Annotated in this window: 19 protein-coding genes; 12 read left to right on the top strand and 7 right to left on the bottom strand. The window is 64.9% G+C overall.

Translation table 11 applies throughout. The features are described 5' to 3' along the window. The first annotated feature begins 131 nt into the window (after positions 1 to 131). Together AC1DSN_RS00270 and AC1DSN_RS00265 are read left to right on the top strand one after the other, a co-directional pair. A complete protein-coding gene (locus AC1DSN_RS00270; protein WP_213949238.1) occupies positions 132 to 3,254 on the top strand; it encodes an efflux RND transporter permease subunit in 3,123 nt (1,040 codons plus the stop codon). Positions 3,255 to 3,501: 247 nt separating this feature from the next. After that, entirely contained in the window at positions 3,502 to 5,739 is a 2,238-nt protein-coding gene (locus AC1DSN_RS00265) for an NADP-dependent isocitrate dehydrogenase (protein ID WP_477329188.1), read from the top strand. Positions 5,740 to 5,803: 64 nt separating this feature from the next. On the opposite strand, the gene AC1DSN_RS00260 is transcribed toward AC1DSN_RS00265, so the two are convergent. The 3 genes from AC1DSN_RS00260 to AC1DSN_RS00250 all read right to left on the bottom strand — a co-directional run bounded on the left by AC1DSN_RS00260 (position 5,804) and on the right by AC1DSN_RS00250 (position 8,423). Further along, positions 5,804 to 7,033, bottom strand: coding sequence for an SGNH/GDSL hydrolase family protein (locus tag AC1DSN_RS00260; protein ID WP_477298470.1), 1,230 nt, complete (start codon positions 7,031 to 7,033; stop codon positions 5,804 to 5,806). Positions 7,034 to 7,216: 183 nt separating this feature from the next. Then, a complete protein-coding gene (locus tag AC1DSN_RS00255) occupies positions 7,217 to 8,164 on the bottom strand; it encodes an aldo/keto reductase (RefSeq protein ID WP_477329186.1) in 948 nt (315 codons plus the stop codon). Positions 8,165 to 8,228: 64 nt separating this feature from the next. After that, entirely contained in the window at positions 8,229 to 8,423 is a 195-nt protein-coding gene (locus AC1DSN_RS00250) for a hypothetical protein (protein ID WP_477293859.1), read from the bottom strand. A gap of 119 nt (positions 8,424 to 8,542) precedes the next feature. On the opposite strand from AC1DSN_RS00250, the gene AC1DSN_RS00245 reads away from it, so the two are divergent. From AC1DSN_RS00245 to AC1DSN_RS00210, 8 genes are all read left to right on the top strand, one after another. Further along, positions 8,543 to 9,442, top strand: coding sequence for a LysR substrate-binding domain-containing protein (locus AC1DSN_RS00245; protein ID WP_063573934.1), 900 nt, complete (start codon positions 8,543 to 8,545; stop codon positions 9,440 to 9,442). Between the two features lie 353 nt (positions 9,443 to 9,795). Then, positions 9,796 to 9,975: a hypothetical protein gene (locus AC1DSN_RS00240; protein WP_063571155.1), complete on the top strand. Its 180-nt coding sequence runs from the start codon at positions 9,796 to 9,798 to the stop codon at positions 9,973 to 9,975. Positions 9,976 to 10,130: 155 nt separating this feature from the next. Continuing rightward, positions 10,131 to 12,758, top strand: coding sequence for a magnesium-translocating P-type ATPase (gene mgtA, locus AC1DSN_RS00235; RefSeq protein WP_477293853.1), 2,628 nt, complete (start codon positions 10,131 to 10,133; stop codon positions 12,756 to 12,758). Between the two features lie 87 nt (positions 12,759 to 12,845). Further along, complete coding sequence (locus tag AC1DSN_RS00230) at positions 12,846 to 13,352, top strand: hypothetical protein (protein ID WP_477293851.1); 507 nt, start codon at positions 12,846 to 12,848, stop codon at positions 13,350 to 13,352. A 99-nt stretch (positions 13,353 to 13,451) separates the two neighbouring features. Beyond that, positions 13,452 to 13,925: a nuclear transport factor 2 family protein gene (locus AC1DSN_RS00225; protein WP_477293849.1), complete on the top strand. Its 474-nt coding sequence runs from the start codon at positions 13,452 to 13,454 to the stop codon at positions 13,923 to 13,925. 35 nt (positions 13,926 to 13,960) lie between these two features. Continuing rightward, on the top strand, positions 13,961 to 15,019 hold the full coding sequence (locus AC1DSN_RS00220) for a sensor histidine kinase (RefSeq protein ID WP_213949244.1): 1,059 nt from the start codon (positions 13,961 to 13,963) through the stop codon (positions 15,017 to 15,019). Beyond that, positions 15,016 to 15,729: a LytR/AlgR family response regulator transcription factor gene (locus tag AC1DSN_RS00215; RefSeq protein ID WP_213949245.1), complete on the top strand. Its 714-nt coding sequence runs from the start codon at positions 15,016 to 15,018 to the stop codon at positions 15,727 to 15,729. The genes AC1DSN_RS00220 and AC1DSN_RS00215 overlap by 4 nt, the downstream gene beginning before the upstream one ends. Positions 15,730 to 15,834: 105 nt before the next feature. Beyond that, positions 15,835 to 16,971 (top strand): acyltransferase family protein, encoded by a 1,137-nt coding sequence (locus AC1DSN_RS00210; protein ID WP_477293844.1) that lies wholly within the window; start codon positions 15,835 to 15,837, stop codon positions 16,969 to 16,971. A 96-nt stretch (positions 16,972 to 17,067) separates the two neighbouring features. On the opposite strand, the gene grxD is transcribed toward AC1DSN_RS00210, so the two are convergent. The 4 genes from grxD to AC1DSN_RS00190 form a co-directional block, all read right to left on the bottom strand. Beyond that, on the bottom strand, positions 17,068 to 17,991 hold the full coding sequence (grxD, locus tag AC1DSN_RS00205) for a Grx4 family monothiol glutaredoxin (RefSeq protein ID WP_477293842.1): 924 nt from the start codon (positions 17,989 to 17,991) through the stop codon (positions 17,068 to 17,070). Between the two features lie 71 nt (positions 17,992 to 18,062). Further along, the gene (locus tag AC1DSN_RS00200) at positions 18,063 to 18,932 is read right to left on the bottom strand and encodes a UDP-2,3-diacylglucosamine diphosphatase (RefSeq protein WP_477329183.1); all 870 of its coding nucleotides are present in this window, start codon (positions 18,930 to 18,932) and stop codon (positions 18,063 to 18,065) included. A gap of 183 nt (positions 18,933 to 19,115) precedes the next feature. After that, entirely contained in the window at positions 19,116 to 19,730 is a 615-nt protein-coding gene (locus AC1DSN_RS00195) for an SGNH/GDSL hydrolase family protein (RefSeq protein WP_213949249.1), read from the bottom strand. 3 nt (positions 19,731 to 19,733) lie between these two features. Next, entirely contained in the window at positions 19,734 to 20,978 is a 1,245-nt protein-coding gene (locus AC1DSN_RS00190; protein ID WP_213949250.1) for an aminotransferase class I/II-fold pyridoxal phosphate-dependent enzyme, read from the bottom strand. A gap of 119 nt (positions 20,979 to 21,097) precedes the next feature. On the opposite strand from AC1DSN_RS00190, the gene rsgA reads away from it, so the two are divergent. Both rsgA and AC1DSN_RS00180 read left to right on the top strand, forming a co-directional pair. Continuing rightward, a complete protein-coding gene (gene rsgA, locus AC1DSN_RS00185; protein WP_063571767.1) occupies positions 21,098 to 22,153 on the top strand; it encodes a ribosome small subunit-dependent GTPase A in 1,056 nt (351 codons plus the stop codon). 83 nt (positions 22,154 to 22,236) lie between these two features. Further along, positions 22,237 to 24,768 (top strand): autotransporter outer membrane beta-barrel domain-containing protein, encoded by a 2,532-nt coding sequence (locus AC1DSN_RS00180; RefSeq protein ID WP_477293837.1) that lies wholly within the window; start codon positions 22,237 to 22,239, stop codon positions 24,766 to 24,768. Positions 24,769 to 24,793 lie beyond the last annotated feature (25 nt).

Raw genomic sequence — 24,793 nt, 5'->3', positions numbered from 1 at the left:
AGCGTCACCGGGGGAGATCGCACCACCCTCATTCGCCGGACGGTTCGCCGCCCGGCGAAACCTTTTTCCGGGATACGCGTTAAGACAGGGACGATCCGCGCGATCCAGCACGAGACAAGCCGTCCCACTGCATGAATATTTCCGGCCCGTTCATTCGCCGACCCATCGGCACGTCACTGCTCGCCATTGGCCTCTTCGTCGTCGGCATGATCTGTTACTCGCTGCTCGGCGTCGCAGCGCTGCCGAACATCCAGTTCCCGGCGATCTTCGTCCAGGCGCAGCAGTCAGGCGCCGATGCGAGCACGATGGCCTCCACCGTGGCCGCTCCCCTGGAACGCCATCTGGGCCAGGTGCCGGGCGTGGAGTCCATGCGTTCGAACAGTTCCGAGGGCAGCACCTTCGTGCTGTTGTTCTTCCAGAACGGGACCAACATCGACGCCGCCGCGCGTGACGTTCAGTCGGCAATCAACGCAGCGCAGCCGGACCTTCCGGCGGGGCTGCTCAATGCGCCTTCATACCAGAAGGCCAACCCCAACGACGATCCGGTGATCGTGCTGGCGTTGACGTCGGACACGGTCGCGCCGACCGAGCTCTACAACGTCGCCGACTCCATCCTCGCGCAGCGCCTTCGTCAGCAGGAAGGCATCGCCTCGGTCGACATCGCCGGCAGCGCCACGCCGGCCATTCGTGTCGATGTGAATCTGCGCGCGCTCAATGCAATGGGCCTTTCTCCCGATCAGCTTCGCAACGCGCTCACCGCCGCCAACGTCACCTCGCCGCAGGGCTTCCTCACCGACGGGTACAGCAACATCGCCGTGACCGCGACGGACTCCCTGCATACGGCGGAAGAGTTCGGTAAGCTGGTCATCGCCGTCAAGAACAGCGTGCCCATCCGCCTGTCCGATATCGCCAACGTCTACGACGGCCAGCAGGACGCCTACCAGGCGGCGTGGTTCAATGGTAAGCCCGGCATCCTGATGTACGTGTACCGCAAATCGGACGCGAACGTCATCGAGACGGTCGACCGGATCAAGGCGCAGATTCCGACCATGCAGGCCTGGCTGCCTGCGGGCGTCAAGCTGCACTCGTTTTTCGATGGCACGCCAACCATTCGCGCGTCGTTGCATGAAGTGCAGGCGACCCTGCTGATCAGCCTCGGCATGGTGATCATGACGATGGCGTTGTTCCTGCGCCGTCTCGCGCCAACGCTCATCGCCGGCCTCGCGGTGCCGCTGTCGCTGGCTGGCGCGTTCGTGGTCATGTATTGCTTTGGTTACACGTTGAACAACCTGACCCTGCTGGCGCTGGTGATCGCCATCGGATTCGTCGTCGACGACGCCATCGTGGTGATCGAGAACGTCATCCGGCACATGGATGAGGGTATTTCCCGGTTCGACGCAGCCCTGCTCGGCGCACGCGAGATCGGTTTCACCATCGTATCGATCACCGCGTCACTGATCGCCGTCTTCATTCCCTTGTTGTTCGCCGGCGGCATCACCGGCATGTTCTTCAAGGAGTTCACCGTCACCCTGGTTGCCGCGATCGTCGTGTCGGCCCTGGTCTCGCTGACGCTCACGCCTTCGCTTTGCGGCCACTTCCTCACCGCACATAAGAACGACAAGCCGGAGTCGAAACTGGGCCGTGCGCTGGAGCGAGGCCAGGAGCGACTCATCGGTGTCTACCGTCGTGCGCTCGACTGGTCGCTGCGGCATGCGCTGCTGATGGCCCTCACGCCTCTCGTGCTGGTGGGAATCACCTTCGTGCTCGCCGGCATGGTCAAGGGTGGCTTCTTCCCGCCGCAGGACACGGGCCTGATGGCAGCGCGCGCGACGGCCAGCTCCACCGTCTCGTTCGGTGAAATGAAGGTGCGCCAGGCGCGCCTCACCGAGATGCTCCTCGCCGATCCGGACGTCAAGTCGGTGGGCTCACGTCTGGGCACCAGTCGAACCGGTTCGACTGGCTCGTTCAATATCGAGTTGAGGACCGTGGCGGATGGGCGTGAGGACACCACGTTCGATGCACTCGACCGTATCTCCGCCAAGGCCAATAAATACCCGGACCTCAACCTGCGCCTGCGCCCCATCCAGGACTTGCCCACCGGCGGCGGAGGCGGCACCTCGCAGGGTGGCCAGTACTCGGTCTCGCTCAAGGGCAACGACGTCGAAGAGCTGCAGGAATGGCTGCCCAAGCTGGTCGATGCACTGAAGAAGAACAAGATGCTCAAGGATGTCGGCAGCGATATCGATGCGGCCGGCCTGCGCCAGAACATCGTGATCGATCGCGATACGGCGGGCCGTCTCGGCGTTTCGATCGGCGATATCGATGGCGCGCTGTACAACGCGTTCGGCCAGCGCGCTGTGTCGACGATCTACTCGGACATCAACCAGTACCGCGTGATCGTCAACGCCTTGCCGCAGATGGCGGCGACGCCGGAGTCGCTGAACCAGATTTACGTCAAGGCCGCTTCCGGCGCCATGGTGCCGATGAACGCGGTCACCAAGCAGGTGCCGGGCCTTGCACCGACCCAGATCGTGCACGAGGACCAGTACACCAGCATGGGTGTGAGCTTCAATCTCGCCCCTGGCGTGAGCATGGGCGAGGCGATGGAGATCATCCAGAAGACCATCAGCGGCATGCGCATGCCGGGCGACATCCGCCTCGATGCCGGCAGCGACTTCCGGCGCTTCCAGCAGTCGCAGAGCGACATGCCGCTGCTGATCCTGGCCGCCATCATCGTGGTCTACCTGCTCATGGGCATGCTGTACGAGAGCCTGATTCATCCGGTGACCATTCTTTCCACGCTGCCCGCCGCCGGCGTGGGTGCCTTGGCCGCGCTGGTGATCACCGATACGGAGCTCTCCGTGGTGGCGATGATCGCGCTGGTCCTGCTCATCGGTATCGTGAAGAAAAACGCGATCATGATGATCGACTTCGCGCTGGTGGCCGAGCGTGAGCATCACCTGAGCTCGAAGGAAGCGATTCGCGAGGCCTGCCTCGTACGTTTCCGCCCGATCATGATGACCACCATGGTGGCGATCCTCGCGGCGCTGCCGCTTGCGATCGGCCTGGGCGAGGGCTCCGAACTACGCCGCCCGCTGGGTATCGCGATGATCGGTGGCCTGATCATCTCGCAGAGCCTGACCCTTCTTTCGACGCCGGCCCTGTACGTGATCTTCGCCTGCCTGTCGGAGCGCTGGAAAGCGCGCAAGGCCCGCCGCCGCGAGGCCCGCCTGCTGCGACTGAGCGCTCGGTAGCAACCGATTGATCGGCAACCAGTACATGTGGGAGCCGCTTCAGCGGCGAAAAGCCAACGGAGCGGGGAAGCTGCAAGGCAAATCGCCGATAAATCGGCTCCCACATAACTGCCATGCTGCGGGGCGGCTTTCCCGTTTCGAGCGGCCGCGCCACAATGGACCGGTTTCCCGCTCTCCGGTGCGCCCTTGAGGCTTGCGCCGGTGGGCCCCATGACCTGGCCCACTCAAGCATAAGGCTCGCCGAATCATGTCCAGTTCGCCCAAGATCATTTACACGCTTACCGACGAGGCACCGTTCCTCGCCACCGCTTCGTTCCTGCCGATCATCGAGGCCTTCGCCGGCACCGCCGGCGTGGCCGTCGAAACCCGCGATATCTCTCTCGCCGGCCGCATCCTCTCGCAATTTCCCGATTACCTCACGGATGCGCAGAAGATCGGCGATCACCTGGCCGAGCTCGGCGCCCTGGCAACCACGCCGGACGCGAACATCATCAAGCTGCCGAACATCAGCGCCTCCGTGCCGCAGATGAAGGCCGCTATCCGTGAGTTGCAGTCGCAGGGCTACAAGCTTCCGGACTACGTGGATGCACCCGCCACCGACGAACAGAAAGACACCAACGCGCGCTATGGCAAGGCCATGGGCAGCGCCGTGAATCCCGTGCTTCGCGAAGGTAATTCCGATCGCCGCGCGCCGCTCTCGGTGAAGAACTTCGCTCGCAAGCACCCGCATCGCATGGGTAAGTGGTCGGGCGATTCGAAATCGCACGTCTCCCACATGGACGGTGGCGATTTCTACGGCAGCGAAAAGTCGGCCACGCTCGATAAGGCCGGCAGCCTGCGCATTGAATTCACCGCCGCCGACGGCAGTGTGAAAGTGCTCAAGGACAAGGTCGCCGTGAAGGCCGGTGAGATCGTCGACGCCGCCGTGATGAGCAGGAAGGCGCTCGCCAGCTTCATCGATGCCCAGATCGCGGACGCGAAGGCCAAAGGCGTGCTGTTCTCGCTGCACCTGAAGGCCACCATGATGAAGGTCTCCGACCCGATCATGTTCGGTATCGCCGTGCGCGAGTTCTACAAGCATGTGCTGGGCAAGCATGCCGACGCCCTCAAGCAGATCGGCTTCGATGCCAACAACGGCATCGGCGACCTCTATGCCCGCCTCGACAAGCTCGATGCCGCCACCCGCGCGACCATCGAGGCCGACCTCAAGGCCGAATACGCCCACCGTCCGGCGCTGGCCATGGTCAACTCCGATAAGGGCATCACCAACCTGCACGTGCCCAGCGACGTCATCGTCGACGCCTCCATGCCGGCGATGATTCGCGACTCGGGTGGCATGTGGAACGGCGAAGGCAAGCTTCAGGACGCGAAGGCGGTCATCCCGGATCGTTCCTACGCCGGTGTTTACCAGGCAGTGATCGAGGACTGCATCGCGCATGGCGCCTTCGATCCGGCGACCATGGGCAGCGTGCCCAATGTCGGCCTCATGGCGCAGAAGGCCGAAGAATACGGTTCGCACGACAAGACATTCCAGATCCTGGCGGACGGCAAGGTACGCGTCCTCGCCGACGACGGCAGCATCGTTTTCGAACACGCCGTGGAAACAGGTGACATCTGGCGCATGTGCCAGACCAAGGACGCGCCGATCCAGGACTGGGTGAAGCTCGCGGTACAACGTGCCCGTCTGTCGGCGACGCCGGCGGTGTTCTGGCTGGACAAGCACCGCGCGCACGATGCGCAGGTGATTGCCAAGGTCGAGCGCTATCTCAAGGATCACGACACCAGCGGCCTCGACATCCGCGTTCTCGATCCGGTCGCTGCGACCAACCTGTCGTTGGATCGCATCCGCAAGGGCGAGGACACCATCTCCGTCACCGGCAACGTGCTGCGCGATTACCTGACCGACCTGTTCCCGATCATGGAGCTGGGTACCTCGGCCAAGATGCTGTCCATCGTGCCGCTGATGGCGGGCGGCGGTCTGTTCGACACCGGTGCGGGCGGTTCGGCGCCGAAGCACGTGCAGCAGTTCGTCGAAGAGGATTACCTCCGTTGGGATTCGCTCGGCGAGTTCCTCGCGCTGGCGGCGTCGCTTGAGCACCTGGGCGAGCGCTACGACAACAAGCATGCCCGCGTGTTGGCGAAGACGCTCGACATCGCCAACGGTCGCTTCCTGGACAGCAACAAGTCCCCGGCGCGCAAGGTCGGCGAGATCGACAACCGCGGCAGCCATTTCTACCTCGCCATGTACTGGGCCGAAGCGCTCGCCGCGCAGAATGACGATGCCGACCTGAAGGCGAAGTTCACCGTCGTAGCGAAGACGCTGGCCGACAACGAGGCAAAAATCATCGGCGAGCTCAACGGTGCCCAGGGCAAGCCGGTCGAGATCGGGGGTTACTACCACCCCGACATGGCGCTGGTCAGCGCCGCCATGCGGCCCAGCCCCACCTTCAACGCGGCACTCGATGTATTGAACGCATCGCGTTGATCGGGTCGGGCGGCCCGTCGTTCGACGGGCCGCCCACGGTCGAATCAACGTATCCGGGGACGTATCAGCGCAGGCCCCAGGTGGCGGGCGTCGCCTCGATGGCCCATTGGGCCATCAGCTCGTGCACCCGTGTCGTGGGATGCAGCGTGTCCCAGAAAACGTACCTGGAAGGATCGACGCAATCCGCGCGGCGTTTTTGCGCCTTGATGTACGAGGTCGAACTCGGCGAGTCGATCGCCAGGCAGGAGTCCTTCGTATTGGTGATACCGAAGCGTCCGGGCGTCGTCAACACGTCGTCGAAGTAGGCGCGAACGTTGACGATGCGGACGTCGGCAGGCGTCGTCGCGTTCACCCGCTCGACCAGCTGGACGAGGTGATGGTTGTAGTACTCCACCTTGCCCAGGACGCCGTTCGCATCCGTCCGGCCCAGGCGGAATACCGGGGCGACGGAGACGTCGGGCAGGTTGACGACAAGGATCTTCCGCGCGCCCTTTTCGACAAGGCGACGCAGTGCGATTTCCTGGTCCTCGATGATCTTTGGCGCCGTTTTCGTGTCGTTGACGAAGTCGTTGCCGCTGATCAGGAAGGTGAACAGCGTGCGCGATGGGTCGTAGCCCTTTGCCTTGGCCGCATAGTTGAAAAAGCCGTCGATCTGGGTGCCGATCCCGTGGATGATGCCGAACTTCGCGTCCTTGGTCTGCGCGCCGCCGATGGCCCAGTTGTTCAGGGTGAGGCCGGTGCGCGCGGCCATGTGTTCGATCCATGTCGGGCCGTTGCTGAAACGCCCGAGGTACCACGACGCACCGGGTAGCTTCCACTGCGATTCGTTGAACATGTTGCCGGTGTCGCTGAGGCTATCGCCGAACGAGACGATGCGTTCGACCGGTTTTCCCTTCGCAAGGTCGCCGTTGTGCCAGATCTCGTAGTTGTAACTCTGCGCGTTGTCGGCGGCACCGATCATGGCCAGGCCATTGGCATCGGGCATCGTCGAAATCTTTTTCATGCAGGCGGTGCGCAGCGTCGCCGGCGCGGCGTCCGTGAAGAACATGCTGCGCGACTTCAGTATCGATGCGTTGTGCCATTGCCCGCGGAGAATATGGTCGGCCGCAACGAAGCGCGTGGCGACGCCGGTGGGGTCCGACTTCAGGCGATAGTGGCAGCGTAGGCCGGTATTGATCTCGCTGAAGGGGCCGCCCTGAACGGTGGGCGCCTGCGGCGCGGCATGCGAGACAAGAGCGAAGCCGGCGAGAGCACAACCGGCGGCGTAAGCGAAGGCGCGTCCAATCGGGGACATGAGAAACTCCTGTGGGGATGGGGTGCCGGAAGACTCTCTTCCGACGCCGACATCGTGCCCCTGCGCCATGTGCTTGAATGTCGGCCATCGCTGGGGGATGGGCCGGGGTTCTCCTTCACATATCTAGGCTTTGAGGTGAGGCGCTATCGGTCGGACACCGATAGCGCCTCTGTGCGAAGCAGCTCAAGCCGCGCTGGCGTCCCGGAGTTTCTTCAGTTCGTCGTCACCCAGCACGAGTGCCGCCGACTTTGCCAGTTCATCGAGTTGCTCCACGGTGGTCGCGCTGGCGATCGCCGCGCTGATCGCAGGCTGTGCCATCACCCAGGCCAGCGCCACCTGTGCCGGCTTCGCGGCGTGTGCCTCGGCGACCTCGTCGAGCGCAGCGAGCACGCGATGGCCGCGCTCGGTGAGGTACTTCTTCACCGAACCGCCGCGGGCCTTGCTCTTTTCCAGGTCCGCCTCGCTCCGATACTTGCCACTGAGGAAGCCGCTGGCCAGCGAGTAATAGCTGATGACGCCAACGTCTTCCTTGACGCACAACGGCTGCAGGCCTTCTTCGAAGCCGGCGCGATCCATCAGGTTAAATTCCGGCTGCAGCGACTCGTAGCGCGACAGCCCCTTCGCTCCGCTGGTAGAGAGTGCATCGGCAAGGCGGTTGGTACTGTAATTGGAGGCGCCGATTACGCGCACCTTGCCGGCCTTGACGAGGTCGTCGAAGGCACGCAGGGTTTCTTCCAGCGGCACTTTCGCGTCATCCTCGTGCGACTGGTACAGGTCGATGTGATCGGTTTTCAGGCGGCGCAGCGAATCTTCCACCGCTTCCTTGATATTGGTCGGCGCCAGGCCCGGGTAGCGCGCCCACTTGCCGACCTTGGTCGCGATGACGACGCGGTCGCGCTTGCCGCTCTTCTTCAGCCAGTTGCCGATGATGGTCTCGGACTCCCCGCCTTCGTTACCGGGCACCCAGGCTTCGTAGACATCCGCCGTGTCGATCAGGTTGAAGCCGTGGTCGACGAAGGCGTCGAGGAGCTCGAACGAGCGTGGCTCGTCCGCGCTCCAGCCGAACACGTTGCCGCCAAAGGCGAGCGGGGCGACCTGCAGGGATGAACGACCGAGGGGGCGAAGCTTCATGCGTCTCTCCGGGGAGGGCGGAAACCCCCATTTTGAGGCACACGAAGTTCAGGCGATGTATCCGTCAGCAGGTGGCGCAGGCCGGACAGGCGGGAACCTCGTTCGATGCCTTACGCTCTGCCTTGCGGGGCGTCGGCACGGCTTCCGGTGCGCCCGCGCCGCGGTCGCCGGCGAGTTGCTCGCGGCCAAGGCGGAAGATGAGTTCGCGGTCGACGATGTGCCCGTGCATGAAGGCGAGGCCAGTAAAGATCGAAGCCATGACGTACTCCTTGCGGATGGAGTCGCAACCCCTTGCGACTATCGGTGTAGTTAAGGGTGCCCGTTCCGTAGCCCGCCAAAAAGCGATATGTTTGCAACCTGGACTTGAGGATTTTTCACATGTCTCGCCTGCCGCTCGGTCAGCTTCAGGGGTTCGTCCTGGTCGCCCGGACCGGCAAGCTGTCGCTCGCCGCCGAGCAGCTCAACCTCACGGTGAGTGCCCTCAGTCACCAGATTCGCAATCTCGAGGAGCGGCTCGACCGCTCGCTGTTCGATCGCGGTCCCCGGGGTGTCACGCTCACCGCCGATGGCAACAACCTGCTCGACTCGATCGGCCACCACTTCGACGGCATCGAGCACGCCCTCAATCGCTATGCGAGCCGTCACCAGGACACCGTGACCCTGAGCGTGCTGCCCTCGGTCGCATCGAGCTGGCTCGTGCCGCGTCTGCCGCGACTGGTCGGTGCCCACCCGGAGCTCGAGCTCAGCCTCTCCTCGTCCGTTTCCGTCGTCGATTTCGACCGCGAGCCGACGATCGACGTTGCCTTCCGCTATGGCCTGGGCTCCTGGCCGCGGACCAAGGCCGACAAGTTGTTCGCCGAATACATCGTGCCCATCGCCAGCCCGTCACTGGTGCGCAAGATGGGTGGCCTGCCGACTACCTCGCTGGAAGGCTGGCCCTTGCTCGGTGATCCCTCGGGACGCTGGAACGATTGGGCCGAAGCCTTCGGTATGCCCTTGCCCTCACGTTACGTCGCGCGCTTCGACAACACCGAACACCTGCAGCGCGCCGTGCTGGAGGGCATGGGCGTGGCCCTGGGGCGGCTTGTCATGGCGCGTTCGCTGATCGAATGCGGGGCGCTCACCGTGCTGTGCAAGGAGCGGCTGCGTGTGGCCGAGGCGTATTACCTCGTCTATCCGAAACGGTCGGAGTCGCATACGGGGGTGGCCCGTTTCCGGGACTGGTTGCTGGGCGAGGCCCGGGAATATGAGGCAGGAATCACGGCCGGAGTGGCCTGATTCTTCTGTAGGAGCCGATTCATCGGCGATGGGGGTTGCGGCAACCTTGTTATCGCCGATGAATCGGCTCCTACAAAGAGCGCGGGAACGCTTGACCGATCCTCGCTGCGGCGCGACAATTCCCGGGCTACCGCTCAGCACTTCTCGCGCGGTGGCACCCTTCTTAGTTTACCCAGGCTTATGGACGTCTACCCTAGTCGACGCGCCGGCTTCCGCTCGCATCGGAGCCCGGCGCTGGCAAAACTCATCGCCCGCGGCGACCGCACCCGGTCTGTCGGCGCTTTCCTCCGCTAGGGAAAGTCCGGCTCTCCTCGTCGGAAGCTCGCGAGCTTCCGTTATTCGAGGATTGAGCCATGTACATCCAACTCGAAAAGACCGGTCCGCGCATGTTCGGCCGCCGTCTCGCTTTCGCTCTCGCCCGTCGTCGTGCCACCGAGGCCTCCCCGGCCAAGCGCACGATCACTGTTCCGCGCTCGCTCGACGCCACTGAAAGCAATCTGAAACAGGCTGGCGGCAAACTGCCGCAGGCATGAACAGCGACATAGACTCTACGGCGCGGCTTTCGCCGTCCGCCGTCACGATTACCCGGAAACCGAACGTCGGCTGCGCGCCGGCGCGTACGCCTTCAGCTGCCAGCTGAGAGCCGCTCGCGCCCGCCCGGAGACGTCGTCCGGAAAGGCAGTGAGCCATGAAGAAGCACATCTCGCAGGCGGCCGTCGCCGCCAAAGCCTTCACCAACGCCAGTGCCGACGCCTACCGTCCGGCCGATGAGCTGCTGCGTTCGCTGGAGGCTCGACTGGACGGCCTGGACGAGGCGGCCATCGCCGAGCGGCTGGACCGCGACGGCATCAACGAAGTAGGCCACGAGAAGCCGCCGCACTGGTCGATCCAGCTGCTGCACGCCTTCCGCAACCCGTTCATCATCGTGCTGCTGGTGCTCGCCGTGGTCCAGCTGGTCACCGATTCCGATGACCTCACGGGCCCGGTGATCATCGCCGTGATGGTCGGTATCAGCGTCCTCCTCTCCTTCACCCAGGAGTTCCGCTCGTCGCGGGCCGCCGAGAAGCTCAAGGCCATGGTGCGCAACACCTCCACCGTGACCCGCCGCGCCGAGGACGGCCACGCCGAGCGCATTGAGGTGCCGGTCGAGGAATTGGTGGTGGGCGATATCGTCCATCTGGGCGCCGGCGACATGGTGCCGGCCGACCTGCGCCTGCTCGCGGCCAAAGACCTGTTCATCAGCCAGGCGATCCTTACCGGTGAATCCCTGCCGGTAGAGAAGGCCGCGCCGAACGCCACGACCGGCGCGGGTTCCGCCGACGGCCCGCTGGACCTGCCGACCGTCTGCTACATGGGCACCAACGTGGTTTCCGGCACGGCGACGGCGGTCGTGCTGGCCACCGGCGCGCGCACCTACCTCGGCTCTCTCGCGCACACCCTCTCGGGCGAGCGCGTGCAGACCAGCTTCGACCGGGGTATTTCCTCGGTCAGCTGGCTGCTGATCCGCTTCATGGCGGTGATGGTGCCGGTGGTTTTCCTGATCAACGGCTTCGATAAGCACGACTGGGTCGAGGCCTTCATGTTCGGCCTCTCGGTCGCCGTGGGCCTGACGCCGGAGATGCTCCCGCTGATCGTCACCGCGAATCTGGGCAAGGGCGCCATCGCCATGTCGAAGCGCAAGGTGGTGGTCAAGCGCCTCAACGCCATTCAGAACTTCGGCGCGATGGACGTGCTGTGCACGGACAAGACCGGCACGCTCACGCTGGACAAGATCGTGCTCGAGCGCCATGTGGATCTCAACGGCGACGACTCCGACGACGCGCTGGAATACGGGTACCTCAATAGCCGTTTCCAGACCGGTCTGCGCAACCTGATGGACAAGGCGGTGCTCACGCACCGCGACCTCGAGCCGATCGCCTCGCGCTTCCATGTAGTCGACGAGATTCCGTTCGACTTCCAGCGCCGGCGCATGTCGGTGGTGGTCTCGGACGGGCGCGGCGAACAGCTGCTCGTCTGCAAGGGTGCGGTCGAGGAGATGCTGCAGATCTGCAGCGAGGCACGCATCGGCGATGTCGTTGAGCCCATGACGTCGGAGAAGCGCGCCGAGATCCGCGCCATGACGAACGAGCTCAACGAAGACGGCCTGCGTGTGCTCATCGTGGCGATTCGTCGCGATCCCGCCGGCGAGCGGGCCTATGGCGTGGCCGACGAAACCGGCCTGACCGCGGTCGGCTGCCTGGCCTTCCTCGATCCGCCGAAGGACTCGGCTGCCACGGCCATCCGGGCACTCAATCACCACGGCGTCGCGGTGAAGGTCATCACCGGCGACAACGAAGCCGTGACACGGAAGATCTGCACCGAAGTCGGCCTCGATGTCACGGCGTCCGCCCTGGGTCGCGATATCGAGCAGCTCGACGACGACGCGCTCGATGCGATGGTCGAGAAGACCACGGTCTTCGCCAAGATGTCACCGGTGCAGAAGGCGCGCGTGGTCAAGGCGCTGCAGCGTCGCGGTCACACCGTCGGCTTCCTTGGTGACGGCATCAACGATGCGCCGGCGCTACGCGAAGCGGATGTCGGCATTTCGGTCGATACCGCGACGGATATCGCCAAGGAGTCGGCGGACATCATCCTGCTCGAGAAGAACCTGATGGTGCTGGAGGAGGGTGTGATCGAAGGTCGCGTCACCTTCGGCAACATCATGAAGTACATCAAGATGACTGCCAGCTCGAACTTCGGCAACGTGTTCAGCGTGCTTGTCGCGAGCGCCTTCCTGCCGTTCCTGCCGATGCTGCCGTTGCAGATCCTCGTGCAGAACCTGCTGTACGACCTGTCCCAGCTGTCGATCCCGTTCGACCGCATGGACGAGGAATACCTGCGCCATCCGCGCAAGTGGGATGCGGGCGACATCGGTCGCTTCATGGTCTGGATCGGACCGGTCAGCTCGGTGTTCGACATCACCACGTTCTGGCTGATGTGGCATTACTTCGGTGCCAACGATGTTGCCCACCAGTCGCTGTTCCAGTCGGGCTGGTTCATCGAAGGCCTGCTCTCGCAGACCCTCGTGGTGCACATGATCCGCACGCGGCGGGTGCCGTTCCTGCAGAGCGTGGCCTCTGCCCCCGTGTTGGCGCTGACCGGCGCGATCATGGTCATCGGCATGCTGATTCCCTACTCGGGTCTTGGCGCGCGCATCGGCATGGTGCCGCTGCCTGGCATCTACTTCGCGTGGCTGGCGGTGACGCTGGTGAGCTACTGCGTACTCACCCAGCTGATGAAGACGATCTACATCCGCCGCTACGGACGTTGGTTGTAAGACTACGAAAAGGCATGGGCGTCGATGGACAGACGCCCATGCGCGAACGCGGTGTCATGTGTGCTCCCCAACCAAGGAGACACCACGATGCTTCGTAACACCCTTGCTGCCGCTCTGCTGTTCATTCCGGCCATCGCCATGGCACAGACCGAGACGGCACCGAAACCGGCACCGGTGCCCGCCGCCGAGCGCTATGTGGACGCGATGAACTGGCCGGCGTCGGAAGCCGGCATGGAACGCTTCGAGAAGCTCACCGAACACCTCTCCGGCGCGTTCAGCGCCATCTGCGGCGACACTTTCTGCGAAGGCGACTACGGCAATCTGCGGCCGATGGAGCTGCGCTGCTCGGTCGATTCCACCAAGGGCACGATGAAGCAGTGCCTGTGGACCTTCGCCGGCAGCTACACGCAGATCAACGGCAAATCCGGGGCCGTGCAGGTCAACGCCAAGCTGTTCAAGTGCAAGCTGGCCCTTGCCAAGGACACGCCGGTGGAATCGTTCTACGAGGCGCTGATGTCGTCGAAGGAACCGCTGGAGGTGAAACTCCCGATGACCCGCAAGACTGTCTTTGACGGCCTCAACGCCTGCCTGTAACCGGCTCATCGCAGTAACGGAACGCCCTGCCGCGAGTTCCCTTGCGGCAGGGCGTTTTTATTGGTCCTCTCGGGATACCCACCCACTGAGGTCTCCCGCATGCGCAACGCGCTCCCCGTCGCCGTCCTCCTGCTTTTCATCGCCGCGCCTTGCCTTGCCGACGAGTCGCCCAAGGCGCAGGTCCAGCAGGTGGTCGACAGCTTCCAGGTATCACTCAAGGCCAAGGACGCCAAAGCCCTCGGCGACCTCTTCCTGCCGGAGAGCAAGGCGTGGATCACCACCCTGGGCGAACCCTCCTTCACCAACGTCAAGGCCAAGCACCCCGAGGTAACCCGCTACAAGGCGGGCAGCTGGCAGGAGTTCACCGATTTCGTCGGCAAGGCCAAGGGCAGCGTCGAGGAACGGTTCCACAACGTACGCATCGAAACAGACGGTTCGGTGGCATCGGTCTATTTCGATTTCGAGTTCCTGATGGACGGCAAAGTCGGTAACCATGGCGCGGAGACCTGGCAGCTGGTCCGCACCGACAACGGCTGGAAGATCGCCGCCATGCTCTACTCCTCCAACTTCTGACCGATACAATCGGCGGCAGTCGGGGAAGGGTAGTCATGCAGGAAGATCGGAACGTCACGGTATCGCCGGGCATGGCCTGGATCGCAGGCCTGCCGATTTTCGGCTGCATGGTGATCATGGGTTTTCCCTCGTCGGTCACCGACCCGAAGGCGCTGGCGTTCCGCCTGTTCTACACCTTGTCGTATCTTGCCTGGATCGTGCCGCTGGGCTGGATACAGCGTGTGCTGTGGCGGCGTGGCGCCAGCTGGTGGACGATGGCGGCGGTGCTGCTCCCGGTGAGCTATGCCATGTCCGTGCTCAACGCGGTGATCGCGCTGGAGAACCTGGCCAGCGCGGAGATGCGCGCGAAGGTCACCTGGGTGTGGATCTTTGGCGGTCTCGACGGTTGCTGGCTGGCCCTCATCGCGTTCTGCGGTTTGCAGGCGATGGTGTTGCATCGTGCCGCGTTGCGCGCCGAGGGCGAGCGCCTCGTACTCGCCGCGCAGGCGACACGCGACGCCGAACTGCGTGCGCTGAAGTACCAGCTGCAGCCGCATTTCCTGTTCAACACGCTCAACGCCATCTCCGCGCTGGTCAACGACGATCGCAAGCGCGACGCCAGCCGCATGATCGCCCGTCTCGGCGATTTCCTTCGCACCACGCTCGAAGAAACGCATGGGCACGAAGTAACCGTCGGTGACGAGGTGGTGTTCACCTCCGCCTATCTGGACATCGAGAAGGCGAGGCTGGGCGACCGCCTGCGCATTGACATTCATACCGGACCCGGCGCACTCGATGCGCTGGTGCCGCACCTTCTGCTCCAGCCGCTGGTCGAGAACGCGATCCGCCATGGCATCGCGCCGCGCGGGGAGGGAGGCACGGTGTCGATCCGCGTGCAGCGTGAAGCCGACATCCTGCGCGTTCAGGTGGAGAACGACAGGCTCGACGGGGTCGCGAGCGACGGGCACGGCGTTGGCCTAGCCAACGTACGCGCCCGTCTCAATGCCTTGCATCCGAATGCACACGGGTTCGAAGCGGGTCCTGTCGGCGCGCAATGGCGCGTGACGGTTGAATTGCCCTGGCGGTTGTCGTCGCAGCCGAAGGTGGCGGAATGATTCGCGTGGCCGTGGTCGACGATGAACCTCTGGCGCGAAGCGGCGTGCTCGCGCGTCTGCGCGCCGAGCCGGACGTCACCGTCGTGGCCGAATGCCGCGATGGTCACGCGCTGGCAGCGTTGCGTAAGGATGCGGTCGATGTAGCCTTCGTTGACGTTCAGATGCCCGGTTTGAGCGGGCTCGACGCACTGGCCGCGATCCCCGCCACTGAGCGCCCTTTAGCCATTCTGCTTACCGCTCACGACAGCTTCGCCTTGCGCGCCTTTGAACTGAACGCGATCGACTACCTGCTGAAACCGATCGATGACGAACGCTTCGCTGAATCGATCGATCGCGCGCGCCGGCAACTCGGGCGTGCGACGACGAGCCACTGGCCGGAACGCTTCGGCATCCGCATCGGCGCACGGTTAAGCTTCGTCGAGGCGGTGGACATCATCTGGATCGAAGCCGATGGGGACTACGCCGCGTTGCACGTGAACGGGCAGCGCCACCTCCTGCGCGAAACCCTGACCACCCTGTCGCGCAAGCTCGATCCGTCGCGCTTCCTGCGCGTGCATCGATCGGCCATCGTCCGCGTGGACCAGGTGGCGGAGTTCCAGCCCCGGCCCAATCGTGATGCTGTACTTCGGCTGCGCGACGGTACGACCCTGCGTGCGAGCCGCACCTATATCGACGCCTTGCTCGCCGCGCTTCATCAGGAGCGCTCGTAGCCTCGTCAGTCGCCATGGCGCCGCGCCTTCGAATTGCCACTTTCCCGCCCCACGCCGCGCTCCGCTATCGCGCATATTCACCATGAACCATGCAAAGGAACGCCCATGTCCCGCCTTGCCGGACTCGACACCCTTCGTGCCGCCGCCATCGCGTGGGTCATCCTTTTCCACAGCTACCTGATCGGCGGCCTGGGTGAAGGCTACGGGTTGTTTCAATGGTCCGGCTGGATGGGCGTGGACCTGTTCTTCGTGCTCAGCGGTTACCTGATCGGGACGCAGGTGTTCAAGGCCTTGCAACGGACCGGGACGCTCGATTTCCCGGCCTTCTACAAGCGCCGTTTCGTTCGCATCCTTCCCGCGTTCTTCGTCGTGCTCGCACTGTACGAACTCTGGCCGGCGTGGCCCGAAACCAAGGGCATGCAGCCGCTGTGGCAGTTCCTCACCTTCACCTTCAACCTTCAGTACAACAACGACGACAACTACGCGTTCTCGCATGTGTGGTCGCTCTGCGTCGAAGAGCATTTCTACCTGGTGTTTCCGTTCCTCGCCTACGCGCTGACGCGCAAGCCAGCCGCGTGGAAATTCGCCGTGGTCGCCGCCATCGTGGTCGTCGGCGGCATGCTGCTGCGTGCGTGGCTCTGGACACATTTCGTCGGGCCTGCCGGAAGCAGCGTGGGTGGCGCGGCGGACGATCGCGGCCTGCGATACCTGCGCTATCTCTACTACCCGACCTGGGCGCGCCTTGATGGCCTGGTCGCCGGCGTCGCGCTGGCTGCCTGCGGTGTCTACCGGCCTACATGGTTCGCCTGGGCCCACGCGCGCGTGAACCTGCTGCTGGCGCTGGGCATCGCGCTGCTCGCCGCCGCCATCATGCTTTTTGACGCGGCACGTGCCGACTTCTGGCCCTGCGTCGTCGGGTACCCGCTGGTCGCGTTGGCGATGATGGCCTTCGTCGCCGCCGGCACCGGGACCACGTGGTTTGCACGCTTGAGGATTCCCGGTGCGGGCTGGCTGGCATCGGTCTCGTACAGTTTGTATCTGAGCCATAAGGGCGTCTTCATGCTCGTCCAGGCAGGGCTCGTTGGCCGGCTGGCGGACGACGGCCTGCTGCGCTTCGCGATCTATGTCGTGGCGACGCTGGCAGGTGGTGCGGTCCTGCACTACGCGGTGGAACGGCCCTTCCTGCGTTGGCGTGACGCACAAACGAAGACGGCGCCCGAAGGCGCCGTCTTGTCGAGCTGATTGGAAGCCTGAGCGTTGTGTGGGAGCCGGCTATGCCGGTGATGGGTTGAGGCAACCTGGTTATCGCCGATGAATCGGCTCCTACATAAAGCGGTATCAGTAACGCGGGACGGTCGGATCCACTTCGCGGGACCATGCGTCCATGCCGCCTTCGACATTGAACAGCTGCGTGAAGCCGTGCGCGGCGAAGCGCTCGGCGGCAGCGCGGCTGGAAACGCCGTGGTGGCAGATGAAGGCGATCGGCGCATCCTTCGGCAGCTGGGCCAGCGCCTCGTAGCCTTCCTCTTCGAGGATGCGCGCGCCGGCGAGCGGTGCGGCCATGGCGCGGGCGTGGGCCGGACGCACGTCGACGAGGGTGATGTCCCCGGCGGCGAGGCGGTCCTTCAGCTGGTGGACGTTGAGCGTGCCAATCTCGACAGCGCCGGGAAACTTCAGGCTGAGGCCTTCGCCCTGGACCGTGGTGACCCAGTCGATGACGACGCCCTTGGCGCGCGCGGCACTGCCCGGATCGAAGTGGACTTCGATACCGTTGGCGACCACGACGATGTCGAAATCACCCGCCGGGGCGAGCTGGAAGCCCGCGCTGTGGTCCGGACCGATTTCCAGATGCAGCGCCATGCCCTGGGCATTGGCCATGCCACCACGGATGGCTTCGGCCGCCTTCTCGGTGATGGTGATTTCCGGCGGCGTGCGGTCCGGCGCGCTGGCGCCGAACAGGGTGTAGAGCTCACCGCTGGTGTACATCTGGCGGATGATGTCCGAACCACCGACCAGCTCGCCCTTCACGTAGAGCTGCGGAATGGTCGGCCACTGGCCGTATTCCTTGATGCCCTCGCGGATTTCCGGATCTTCCAGCACGTTGACGGTGTGGTAGGTCGGGATGATGTCGTTGAGCGTGTTCGTCGCCGCGGCCGAGAAGCCGCACATCGGCTGCTGGCGCGTGCCCTTCATGAAGAGCACCACCTGGTGCTCGGCGAGGAGGGTTTCGATGCGCTCGCGGGTGGGTGTATCGAGGGCCATGGGGTCACCGCGGAAAGAGAGGGGGCCATTTTACCGGCATCCGTGGCACATGGGCCCCCTTCGAGTCCGTTTCAACCCGCTAGTGACACTTCCGTGGTCAATTCCGTGAGATCGGCCCGGCAATCGACCAGCGGAGCGAAGCCGAGGACGGCCTCGGGCGAGGGCAGCACGGTCTCACGGCTGGCGCGACCCAGGTGGGTGCGGCGCTCAGTCCAGTGGATGAGCTCCATCGCCCCGGTGGCATCCTCGACGAGGGCGGTGCAATGCTCCACCCAGTCACCGTCGTTCATGTAGAGGATGCCGTCCAGCGACCGAATATGGCCGAAATGGATGTGGCCGCAGATGTGCCCGTCGAAGCCTCGCTCGCGGGCGTCGGAGGCCACCCGCTGCTCATAGTCCCGGATGTAGGCGAGGGCGGCGCCGACGTGCGACTTCAGGATGATCGACAGGGGCATGTACGGTAGCTCGAGGCGCTTGCGCACCGCGTGCACACGACGGTTCGCCCAGCAGATGAAACGATGCAGGTTGTCGCCCAGCCAGGCGATCCAGCTGCGACCGATATGCTCGGGGTCGTACTCGTCACCGTGGCTCACCCGGTAACGGCGGCCATCGGCGCCCTCGTGCACCGCGTCGAGTTCCACGCGTATACCCGCGATGGTCGAGCCGGCGAGACCGCGCATCTGGAAATCGTGGTTGCCCGGCAGGTAGATCACCTTCGTGCCCTTCGCGGCGATGGCGACGAGCTCGGCGATGACCGCGCTATGGTCGGGATGCCACCAGTGGCGCTTGGCCAGCGCTTCCAGATCGACGATGTCGCCGACCAGGTACAGCTGCTCGCAATCGAGATTCTTGAGGAAGTCCAGGAGATAGGCTGCCTTGCAGTCCGGCGTGCCCAGATGCACGTCGGAGATGAAGGCGCTGCGGCAGGAGAGCTTGGCCATGACGTCGGTTTCCCGGGTTGTCCCGGGACATCAGTCTCGACCTGGCAGGTAACCGCGGCGTGGCGGGGGTGTTTCAGGTGTGTTGCGGTAGAGCATCGCCGCTGAAGCGGCTCCCACTAGTGAATCGGGGTCCCACAGGGGTCGGGTCGCGCCGGATTTGTGTGGGAGCCGATTCATCGGCGATCAGCGATGAAGCTCCCGCAACGCCGCCTGGGCCTCCGGCAAAATCACATCGACCCACGTCGCGTACTGCGCGGCCGACGGGTGCAGCCCATCCTCCACCAGCATCCCGGGCGTCGCACCCGCCGCCCGGGAGGCCGGCGTTACGTCCGCCCATCGCGCATGGGCGCGAATGGTCTCGTCATGCGCGATGGCGTTGAAGGTGTCGATGTCGCTGGCGATCGCCGCGCGATCCCGGCCTTCGGCAAAGGCGGTGACGCCCCAGTCGGGAATCGACACCACGATCACCCGGCGCGAATCGCCGGCCAGCGCGATAGCGCGATGAAGCAGGGTGAGGAATTGTTCGCGGTACTCGCTGGCGGAGCGGCCGCGGTATTGGTTGTTCACCCCGATCAGCAGGGTCACCAGGCCGACGCTGCCGCGAAGGGCGGCCTCGTCCATCGCGATCGACAACTCATCGGTCGTCCAGCCCGTGGTGGCGATGATGCGCGGATCGCCGACCATGACGCCACGCTCGCGCAGGCGCGCGACCAGTTGCACCGGCCATCGTCCCTGGACAGGCACGCCTTCGCCGATGGTGTACGAATCGCCGAGGGCGAGAAAGGTCGCTTCGGTCACGGCTCAGGCGACCGCGCTGGCCGCGGGCGTGGCTTCGTCTGCCATACGGCCGAGCACGCGGTCCATGCGCACGAACACCTCGGCCAGCTGGGCCGGCTCGGGCAGCAGGGTGAGTCGCAGATGACGGCTCGCCGAGAGGTTGAAGCTGGTGCCTGGTACGACCAGCACGCTCTCTTCCTCGAGCAGGCGGAGCGCGAAGGCGGTGTCGTCGAAATGGGCGATCGCATCCGCGCGGATCTGCGGAAAAGCATAGATGGCACCGCCCGGGGCGACCACGTCGAGGAACGGGCTGGCAGCGACATGGTCGAGCACCGTCTGTCGCGCCTGGTACAGACGGCCGCCGGGCGAGGTCAGGGCACCGATCGTCGGCGCGTCGAGCAAGGCCGGGCGCACGGCCCACTGCGCTGTCACGTTGGCGCACAGGCGCAGGGCGGCGAGCAGCTGGAGGGCATCCCGGTACTCGGCGGTGCGACGCGGGTCACCGGAGAGACTCATCCAGCCGACGCGATAGCCGCAGGCACGGTGCACCTTCGACAGTCCGCCGAAGCTCACGCAGGGATGGTCACCGGCAATCGCCGCCAGCGGCTGGAACGGGGTGTCGTCGTAGAGGATCTCGTCGTAGATCTCGTCACAAAGCAACAGCAGCCCATGGCGCCGGGCGACTTCGACGATGCGTTCGAGGAGGGCCTTCGGGTAGACCGCGCCCGTGGGGTTGTTCGGGTTGATCAGCACCAGGGCGCGCGTGCGCGGGCCGATCAGGGATTCGATCTCGTCGGGGTCGGGCAGGTGATCATGCTCGGCAAGGCAGCGGTAGTAGCGCGGGCTGCCATCGTTGAGGATGGTCGCGGCGCTCCAGAGCGGATAGTCCGGGCTGGGCAGTAACACCTCGTCGCCTGGCTGGAGCAGGGCGCGCAGGGATATGTCGATGAGCTCGCTCACGCCGTTGCCGATGAAGACACGCTCGACATCGATGCCGACCGATCCGCGGGCCTTCTGCTGGGCCACGATGGCCTCGCGGGCCTCTTCCAGGCCCTGTTCGTGACCATAGGCTTCGCTATCGGTCAGATGGGCGCCTATCGCTTCGCGGAGATGGGGCGGGGTGGCAAAGCCGTAGCGGCCAGGGTTGCCGATGTTGAGCTTGATGATCGGCTGGCCGGCCGCTTCCATGTCGCGGGCACGCCGGGTGAGGGCGCCGCGGATTTCATAGCGCACTTCCGCCAGGTGCGCGCTGGGCTTGATCGAGGACACGTGCAGGACTTCCGGTGCTTGCCGCCGGGCGCGTTCCCGGCGGTCGTCGTCCGATCCTAACAGCGTACGAACGGGCTCGCGAGGCGGAAACAGGGTCGGAAGCGGGCATAATCACGACTATGACCGACTCATCGGACCTGGCGCGCCTGCGCCATATCGGCTGGCGCGACCCCGCCCTGCCCGACGATCCACGCCGCCTCGCACGCGTCGTGGCGCAGCATCGTGCCGGCTACGAAGTTCACGACGGCTCGGTGGCGTTCAATGCACAGCCTGCCGGGCACTTCCTCAAGCGTGGCCTCGATCCCTCGCTGCGACCGTCGGTGGGCGACTTCGTCCTGCTCGACCATGCCAATCATCCGGTGATCGAAGAGATCCTGCCGCGGCGGTCCGTCCTGACGCGTGCGGCGGCCGGCGAGCGCTACGAGCGCCAGATCATCGCGACCAATATCGACTACGTGCTGGTGATCACCGGTCTCGACGGCGATTTCAATCCGTCGCGCATCGAACGCTACCTCACGCTGGTCGAAGGCTCCGGCGCACGTCCCGTCGTCTTGCTGACCAAGGCCGACACCGAGGTGGACGTCGAGGGTGCCGTCACTGCCCTGCGCGAACGGCTCCCCGATGATGCGGCGGTGCATGCGATCAACGCGAAAGACCCTAGCACCGTGGCCCTTCTGAGTGCCTATCTCGGCCCCGGATCCAGTGCCGTGCTGGTGGGTTCGTCGGGCGCAGGCAAGTCGACGCTGACCAATACGCTGCTGGGCTATGACCGCATGGCCACCGCCGCCGTGCGCTCGCACGATAGCCGCGGCAGGCACACGACGACCCACCGCGCACTGCTCAGTCTCCCAACGGGTGGTTGCCTGATCGATACGCCGGGAATGCGCGAGCTGAAACTTACCGGCGAAGAGAACCTGGACCTGTTCGCCGACATCGAAACCCTGTCGTCGCAGTGTCGATTCGGCGATTGTGGACACAGCAACGAACCGGGCTGCGCGATCCAGGCTGCGCTTGCCTCGGGTGAGCTCTCGCCGCAACGCTGGCGCAACTATCTCAAGCTGCACGACGAACGCGAAGAGCAGGCCGCCACGCTGGAAGCACGCCTGAAACGGAAGGCCGGTCCGAAGCCTGTCGGCAAGCCCAAGCGTGGCGAATGGCGCCGCGGCGACGGCTGACTCACGGAGCGACAGCTCCCGACATACGCGGTGTGCGCCGATAACTAAGTTGCTTTCCTCATCGACAAAACGAGGAAGGCATCATGGCCGTGTATTCGTATGGGCGCAGCGCGCTCGCCCTGGCATTGTTCGGTGCGCTGGTCGTCCCGGCGCGGGGCACCCACTATCCCCACAGCGTCGTCGTAAACGACGGTGAGGCCTTTTCGCTGGACCCTGGCGACAGGATCACCATCGACGGACCCGGCGTCGGCCGCGCCGTCGAGGTCAGGCGACGCGCATCGTTCGACGCGTACGACGTGGATATCATCAATCACAGCTCGGGCAACGCCGCGCGCCATGCGTATGGGCTGCTGGCTTTCGGCGAGGCAAGTGCGTTCGTCGGTGACAGCCGCATGGTTGGTAGCGGCACACGATCCATCGGCGTCCATGCCCAGGATATCTCCAGGATCACCCTTCAAAATGTAGCGCTGACCATGAGCGCGGCGGATAGCATCGGGATCTCATCGCGTTCGGGTAGCCGGGTCACCGCGAATAGCGTGAGGTTGCGCGTCGATGGTGAGAACGCGATCGGGGTTCTCGCCGCGGGAACGGATACTCGTATTGTCGGCTCGGGACTTTCCATCGTCCACGCGGGGAAACGCGGCGGCGCGGGTAAGGCGTTCGAGGTGGCGGAGGCCATCGCCATCAGTGGTGGCGCAAACGTCGCACTGACCCACAGTTCCCTGCTGACAGAACAGCCTGCCGTGGACACGGTATCGATCCGGGGTGCCACGTCGATACTCGCCGTGGGCGACACGCGGATCATCGCCCAAGGCGTTGGCGCCTCCGCCATCGCCCTCGCGGGTGGCACGGTGACCGTCGACGGTGGCGAAGTGCGTGGCGCAGGTCACGCTATCCGTGCCGTGCATGGGGATCCAGGCGATGTCGCCGTTACCGTGAGCGGCGGTGCGCAGATCGCCGGTCGCATCGAGAACGCGGATCAGCTGCTGACCTTCTCCGCCGAGAACAGCCATGTGCACGGTGACATCGTCAGCACGGGAAGCGGCCCGCTACGTGTGAGGCTGGCCAATTCGTCGTGGATTGGCAGGGGCGAGCGCGTTGCCGAACTCACTGTCGCCGATGGCTCCTGGAAAGCGACGGGCGACAGTTCGGTGCAACACCTGGCCTTGCTCGGGTATGGACGGATCGCCTTCGACGAGGCCTCGCCAGCGAGCAGCCTGCATGTCGGCACGTTCGCCAACCCCGGCAACGGAGGTAGCGTGACCTTGCGGGCCCGGCTGGATGTCGGCGGCGCAGCCGGCCAACTCGCCGACCGGCTACTGGTCTCCGGAGACGCCACGGGATCCACGACTCTGCATATCGTCAACGCGGGGGGTGCCGGTGCGGATACGTCGCCGCTGTCGCGCGAACCGCACGCCGGTGACGGGATCAGTGTTGTGCAGGTCGGTGGGCAGGCCGGCACGGATTCCTTCCAGCTTGCGGGTGGGTATGTGGCCGCCGGTCCCTGGCAATACGGCCTCGTTGCCTATGCACCGGGCTCGTCCGATGCACGGCAGCGCCTGGTCGTCGGCGAGGGCAACGACCACTGGGACTATCGGTTGCAGAGCAACCGTATCGATGCATTCGGCAACCCGGTAAACGACGAAACTTCCATGCGCGGTGCCGCCACGCGGGCACGACTGGTGCCCCAGGGACCTGCCTATCTCGTGCTTGCCCATGCGCTCTTCGGCTACGGACGCGCGTCCATGGATGCCTGGCGTCCGGACGACCCGGCCGCGCCGCGAGATCCGGCATGGCGCGTTCGTTCGTTCGGTGGTCATGCAGCCTACCGAAGCACCCTGCCGTTCCAGCGCTACGCCACCGACTACGTGCGATCGGATCGTGGCCTGCAGATAGCCGGCGACGTGCTCGCATGGTCGTCGGGTGCCATGACGATGCGTGCAGGGCTGGGCCTTACCGCGGGGTCGATGCGCATCGCACCACGTGACGTCGATGGCGTGAGTCGCGCGAGGGCCAACGCGCGCGGTATGGCGGCCACTTACGTGCTGGATACCGAAAGTGGTTGGCACGCCACTGCGTCATACGGGTATACGCATCATCGCATCGATGTGAACACGCCCCTGCGTGGCGAGGTACTAGGACGGTTTCGTGCCAACGCCAATGACGCGTCGATCGGCAGTGGCTTCCGTTGGCATCCGGTCGAGCGCCTGGTACTCGAGCCTGCGGCTTCCCTGCTCTGGCAACGTCTCCGCTTCGCCAGTGCCACGGATCGCGATGGCCTGCTCGTACGGCCGGGTTCACCCAGCCGCGTGACCCTGCGCAGCGGCGCGCGAGCCTCCGTGCGGTTTGAACCCAGGGGCGACGTGCTCGCCGCCTGGTCGCCGTACATCGACACCCGCTACGTCATCACACGCGGTTCGGGAGAGTCGGTCGATGTCTCGGGCGTCCGGCTGGCCACGGGCAGCGCGGGAAGAGCCACTGAACTCGCGGCGGGTGCGGCATGGCAGTTTCGCCATGACCTCACGGCGTATGTCGATGTCACCGCGCGTGCGCGGGTCGGCCACGGTGGCGAGTCCGGCATGAGCGCCCGCGCCGGCGTGATCTACCCGTTCTGAGAACCGGGACGACCGTAGTGGCCGG

It is taken from the genome of Luteibacter sp. P4_D7_3 (genome assembly GCF_056401735.1).
This window is presented reverse-complemented; position numbering and strand designations above follow the sequence as displayed.

What these genes read in the sequence shown, in the direction of transcription:
- AC1DSN_RS00250 (WP_477293859.1), bottom strand. Translation starts at nt 8,423, where the DNA reads ATGGCTTCGATCTTTACTGGCCTCGCCTTCATGCACGGGCACATCGTC.
- rsgA (WP_063571767.1), top strand. Translation starts at nt 21,098, where the DNA reads ATGACCGACTCATCGGACCTGGCGCGCCTGCGCCATATCGGCTGGCGC.
- AC1DSN_RS00215 (WP_213949245.1), top strand. Translation starts at nt 15,016, where the DNA reads ATGATTCGCGTGGCCGTGGTCGACGATGAACCTCTGGCGCGAAGCGGC.
- AC1DSN_RS00265 (WP_477329188.1), top strand. Translation starts at nt 3,502, where the DNA reads ATGTCCAGTTCGCCCAAGATCATTTACACGCTTACCGACGAGGCACCG.
- AC1DSN_RS00225 (WP_477293849.1), top strand. Translation starts at nt 13,452, where the DNA reads ATGCGCAACGCGCTCCCCGTCGCCGTCCTCCTGCTTTTCATCGCCGCG.
- AC1DSN_RS00230 (WP_477293851.1), top strand. Translation starts at nt 12,846, where the DNA reads ATGCTTCGTAACACCCTTGCTGCCGCTCTGCTGTTCATTCCGGCCATC.
- AC1DSN_RS00245 (WP_063573934.1), top strand. Translation starts at nt 8,543, where the DNA reads ATGTCTCGCCTGCCGCTCGGTCAGCTTCAGGGGTTCGTCCTGGTCGCC.
- AC1DSN_RS00220 (WP_213949244.1), top strand. Translation starts at nt 13,961, where the DNA reads ATGCAGGAAGATCGGAACGTCACGGTATCGCCGGGCATGGCCTGGATC.
- AC1DSN_RS00200 (WP_477329183.1), bottom strand. Translation starts at nt 18,932, where the DNA reads ATGGCCAAGCTCTCCTGCCGCAGCGCCTTCATCTCCGACGTGCATCTG.
- AC1DSN_RS00255 (WP_477329186.1), bottom strand. Translation starts at nt 8,164, where the DNA reads ATGAAGCTTCGCCCCCTCGGTCGTTCATCCCTGCAGGTCGCCCCGCTC.
- AC1DSN_RS00240 (WP_063571155.1), top strand. Translation starts at nt 9,796, where the DNA reads ATGTACATCCAACTCGAAAAGACCGGTCCGCGCATGTTCGGCCGCCGT.
- grxD (WP_477293842.1), bottom strand. Translation starts at nt 17,991, where the DNA reads ATGGCCCTCGATACACCCACCCGCGAGCGCATCGAAACCCTCCTCGCC.
- AC1DSN_RS00260 (WP_477298470.1), bottom strand. Translation starts at nt 7,033, where the DNA reads ATGTCCCCGATTGGACGCGCCTTCGCTTACGCCGCCGGTTGTGCTCTC.
- AC1DSN_RS00210 (WP_477293844.1), top strand. Translation starts at nt 15,835, where the DNA reads ATGTCCCGCCTTGCCGGACTCGACACCCTTCGTGCCGCCGCCATCGCG.
- AC1DSN_RS00180 (WP_477293837.1), top strand. Translation starts at nt 22,237, where the DNA reads ATGGCCGTGTATTCGTATGGGCGCAGCGCGCTCGCCCTGGCATTGTTC.
- mgtA (WP_477293853.1), top strand. Translation starts at nt 10,131, where the DNA reads ATGAAGAAGCACATCTCGCAGGCGGCCGTCGCCGCCAAAGCCTTCACC.
- AC1DSN_RS00270 (WP_213949238.1), top strand. Translation starts at nt 132, where the DNA reads ATGAATATTTCCGGCCCGTTCATTCGCCGACCCATCGGCACGTCACTG.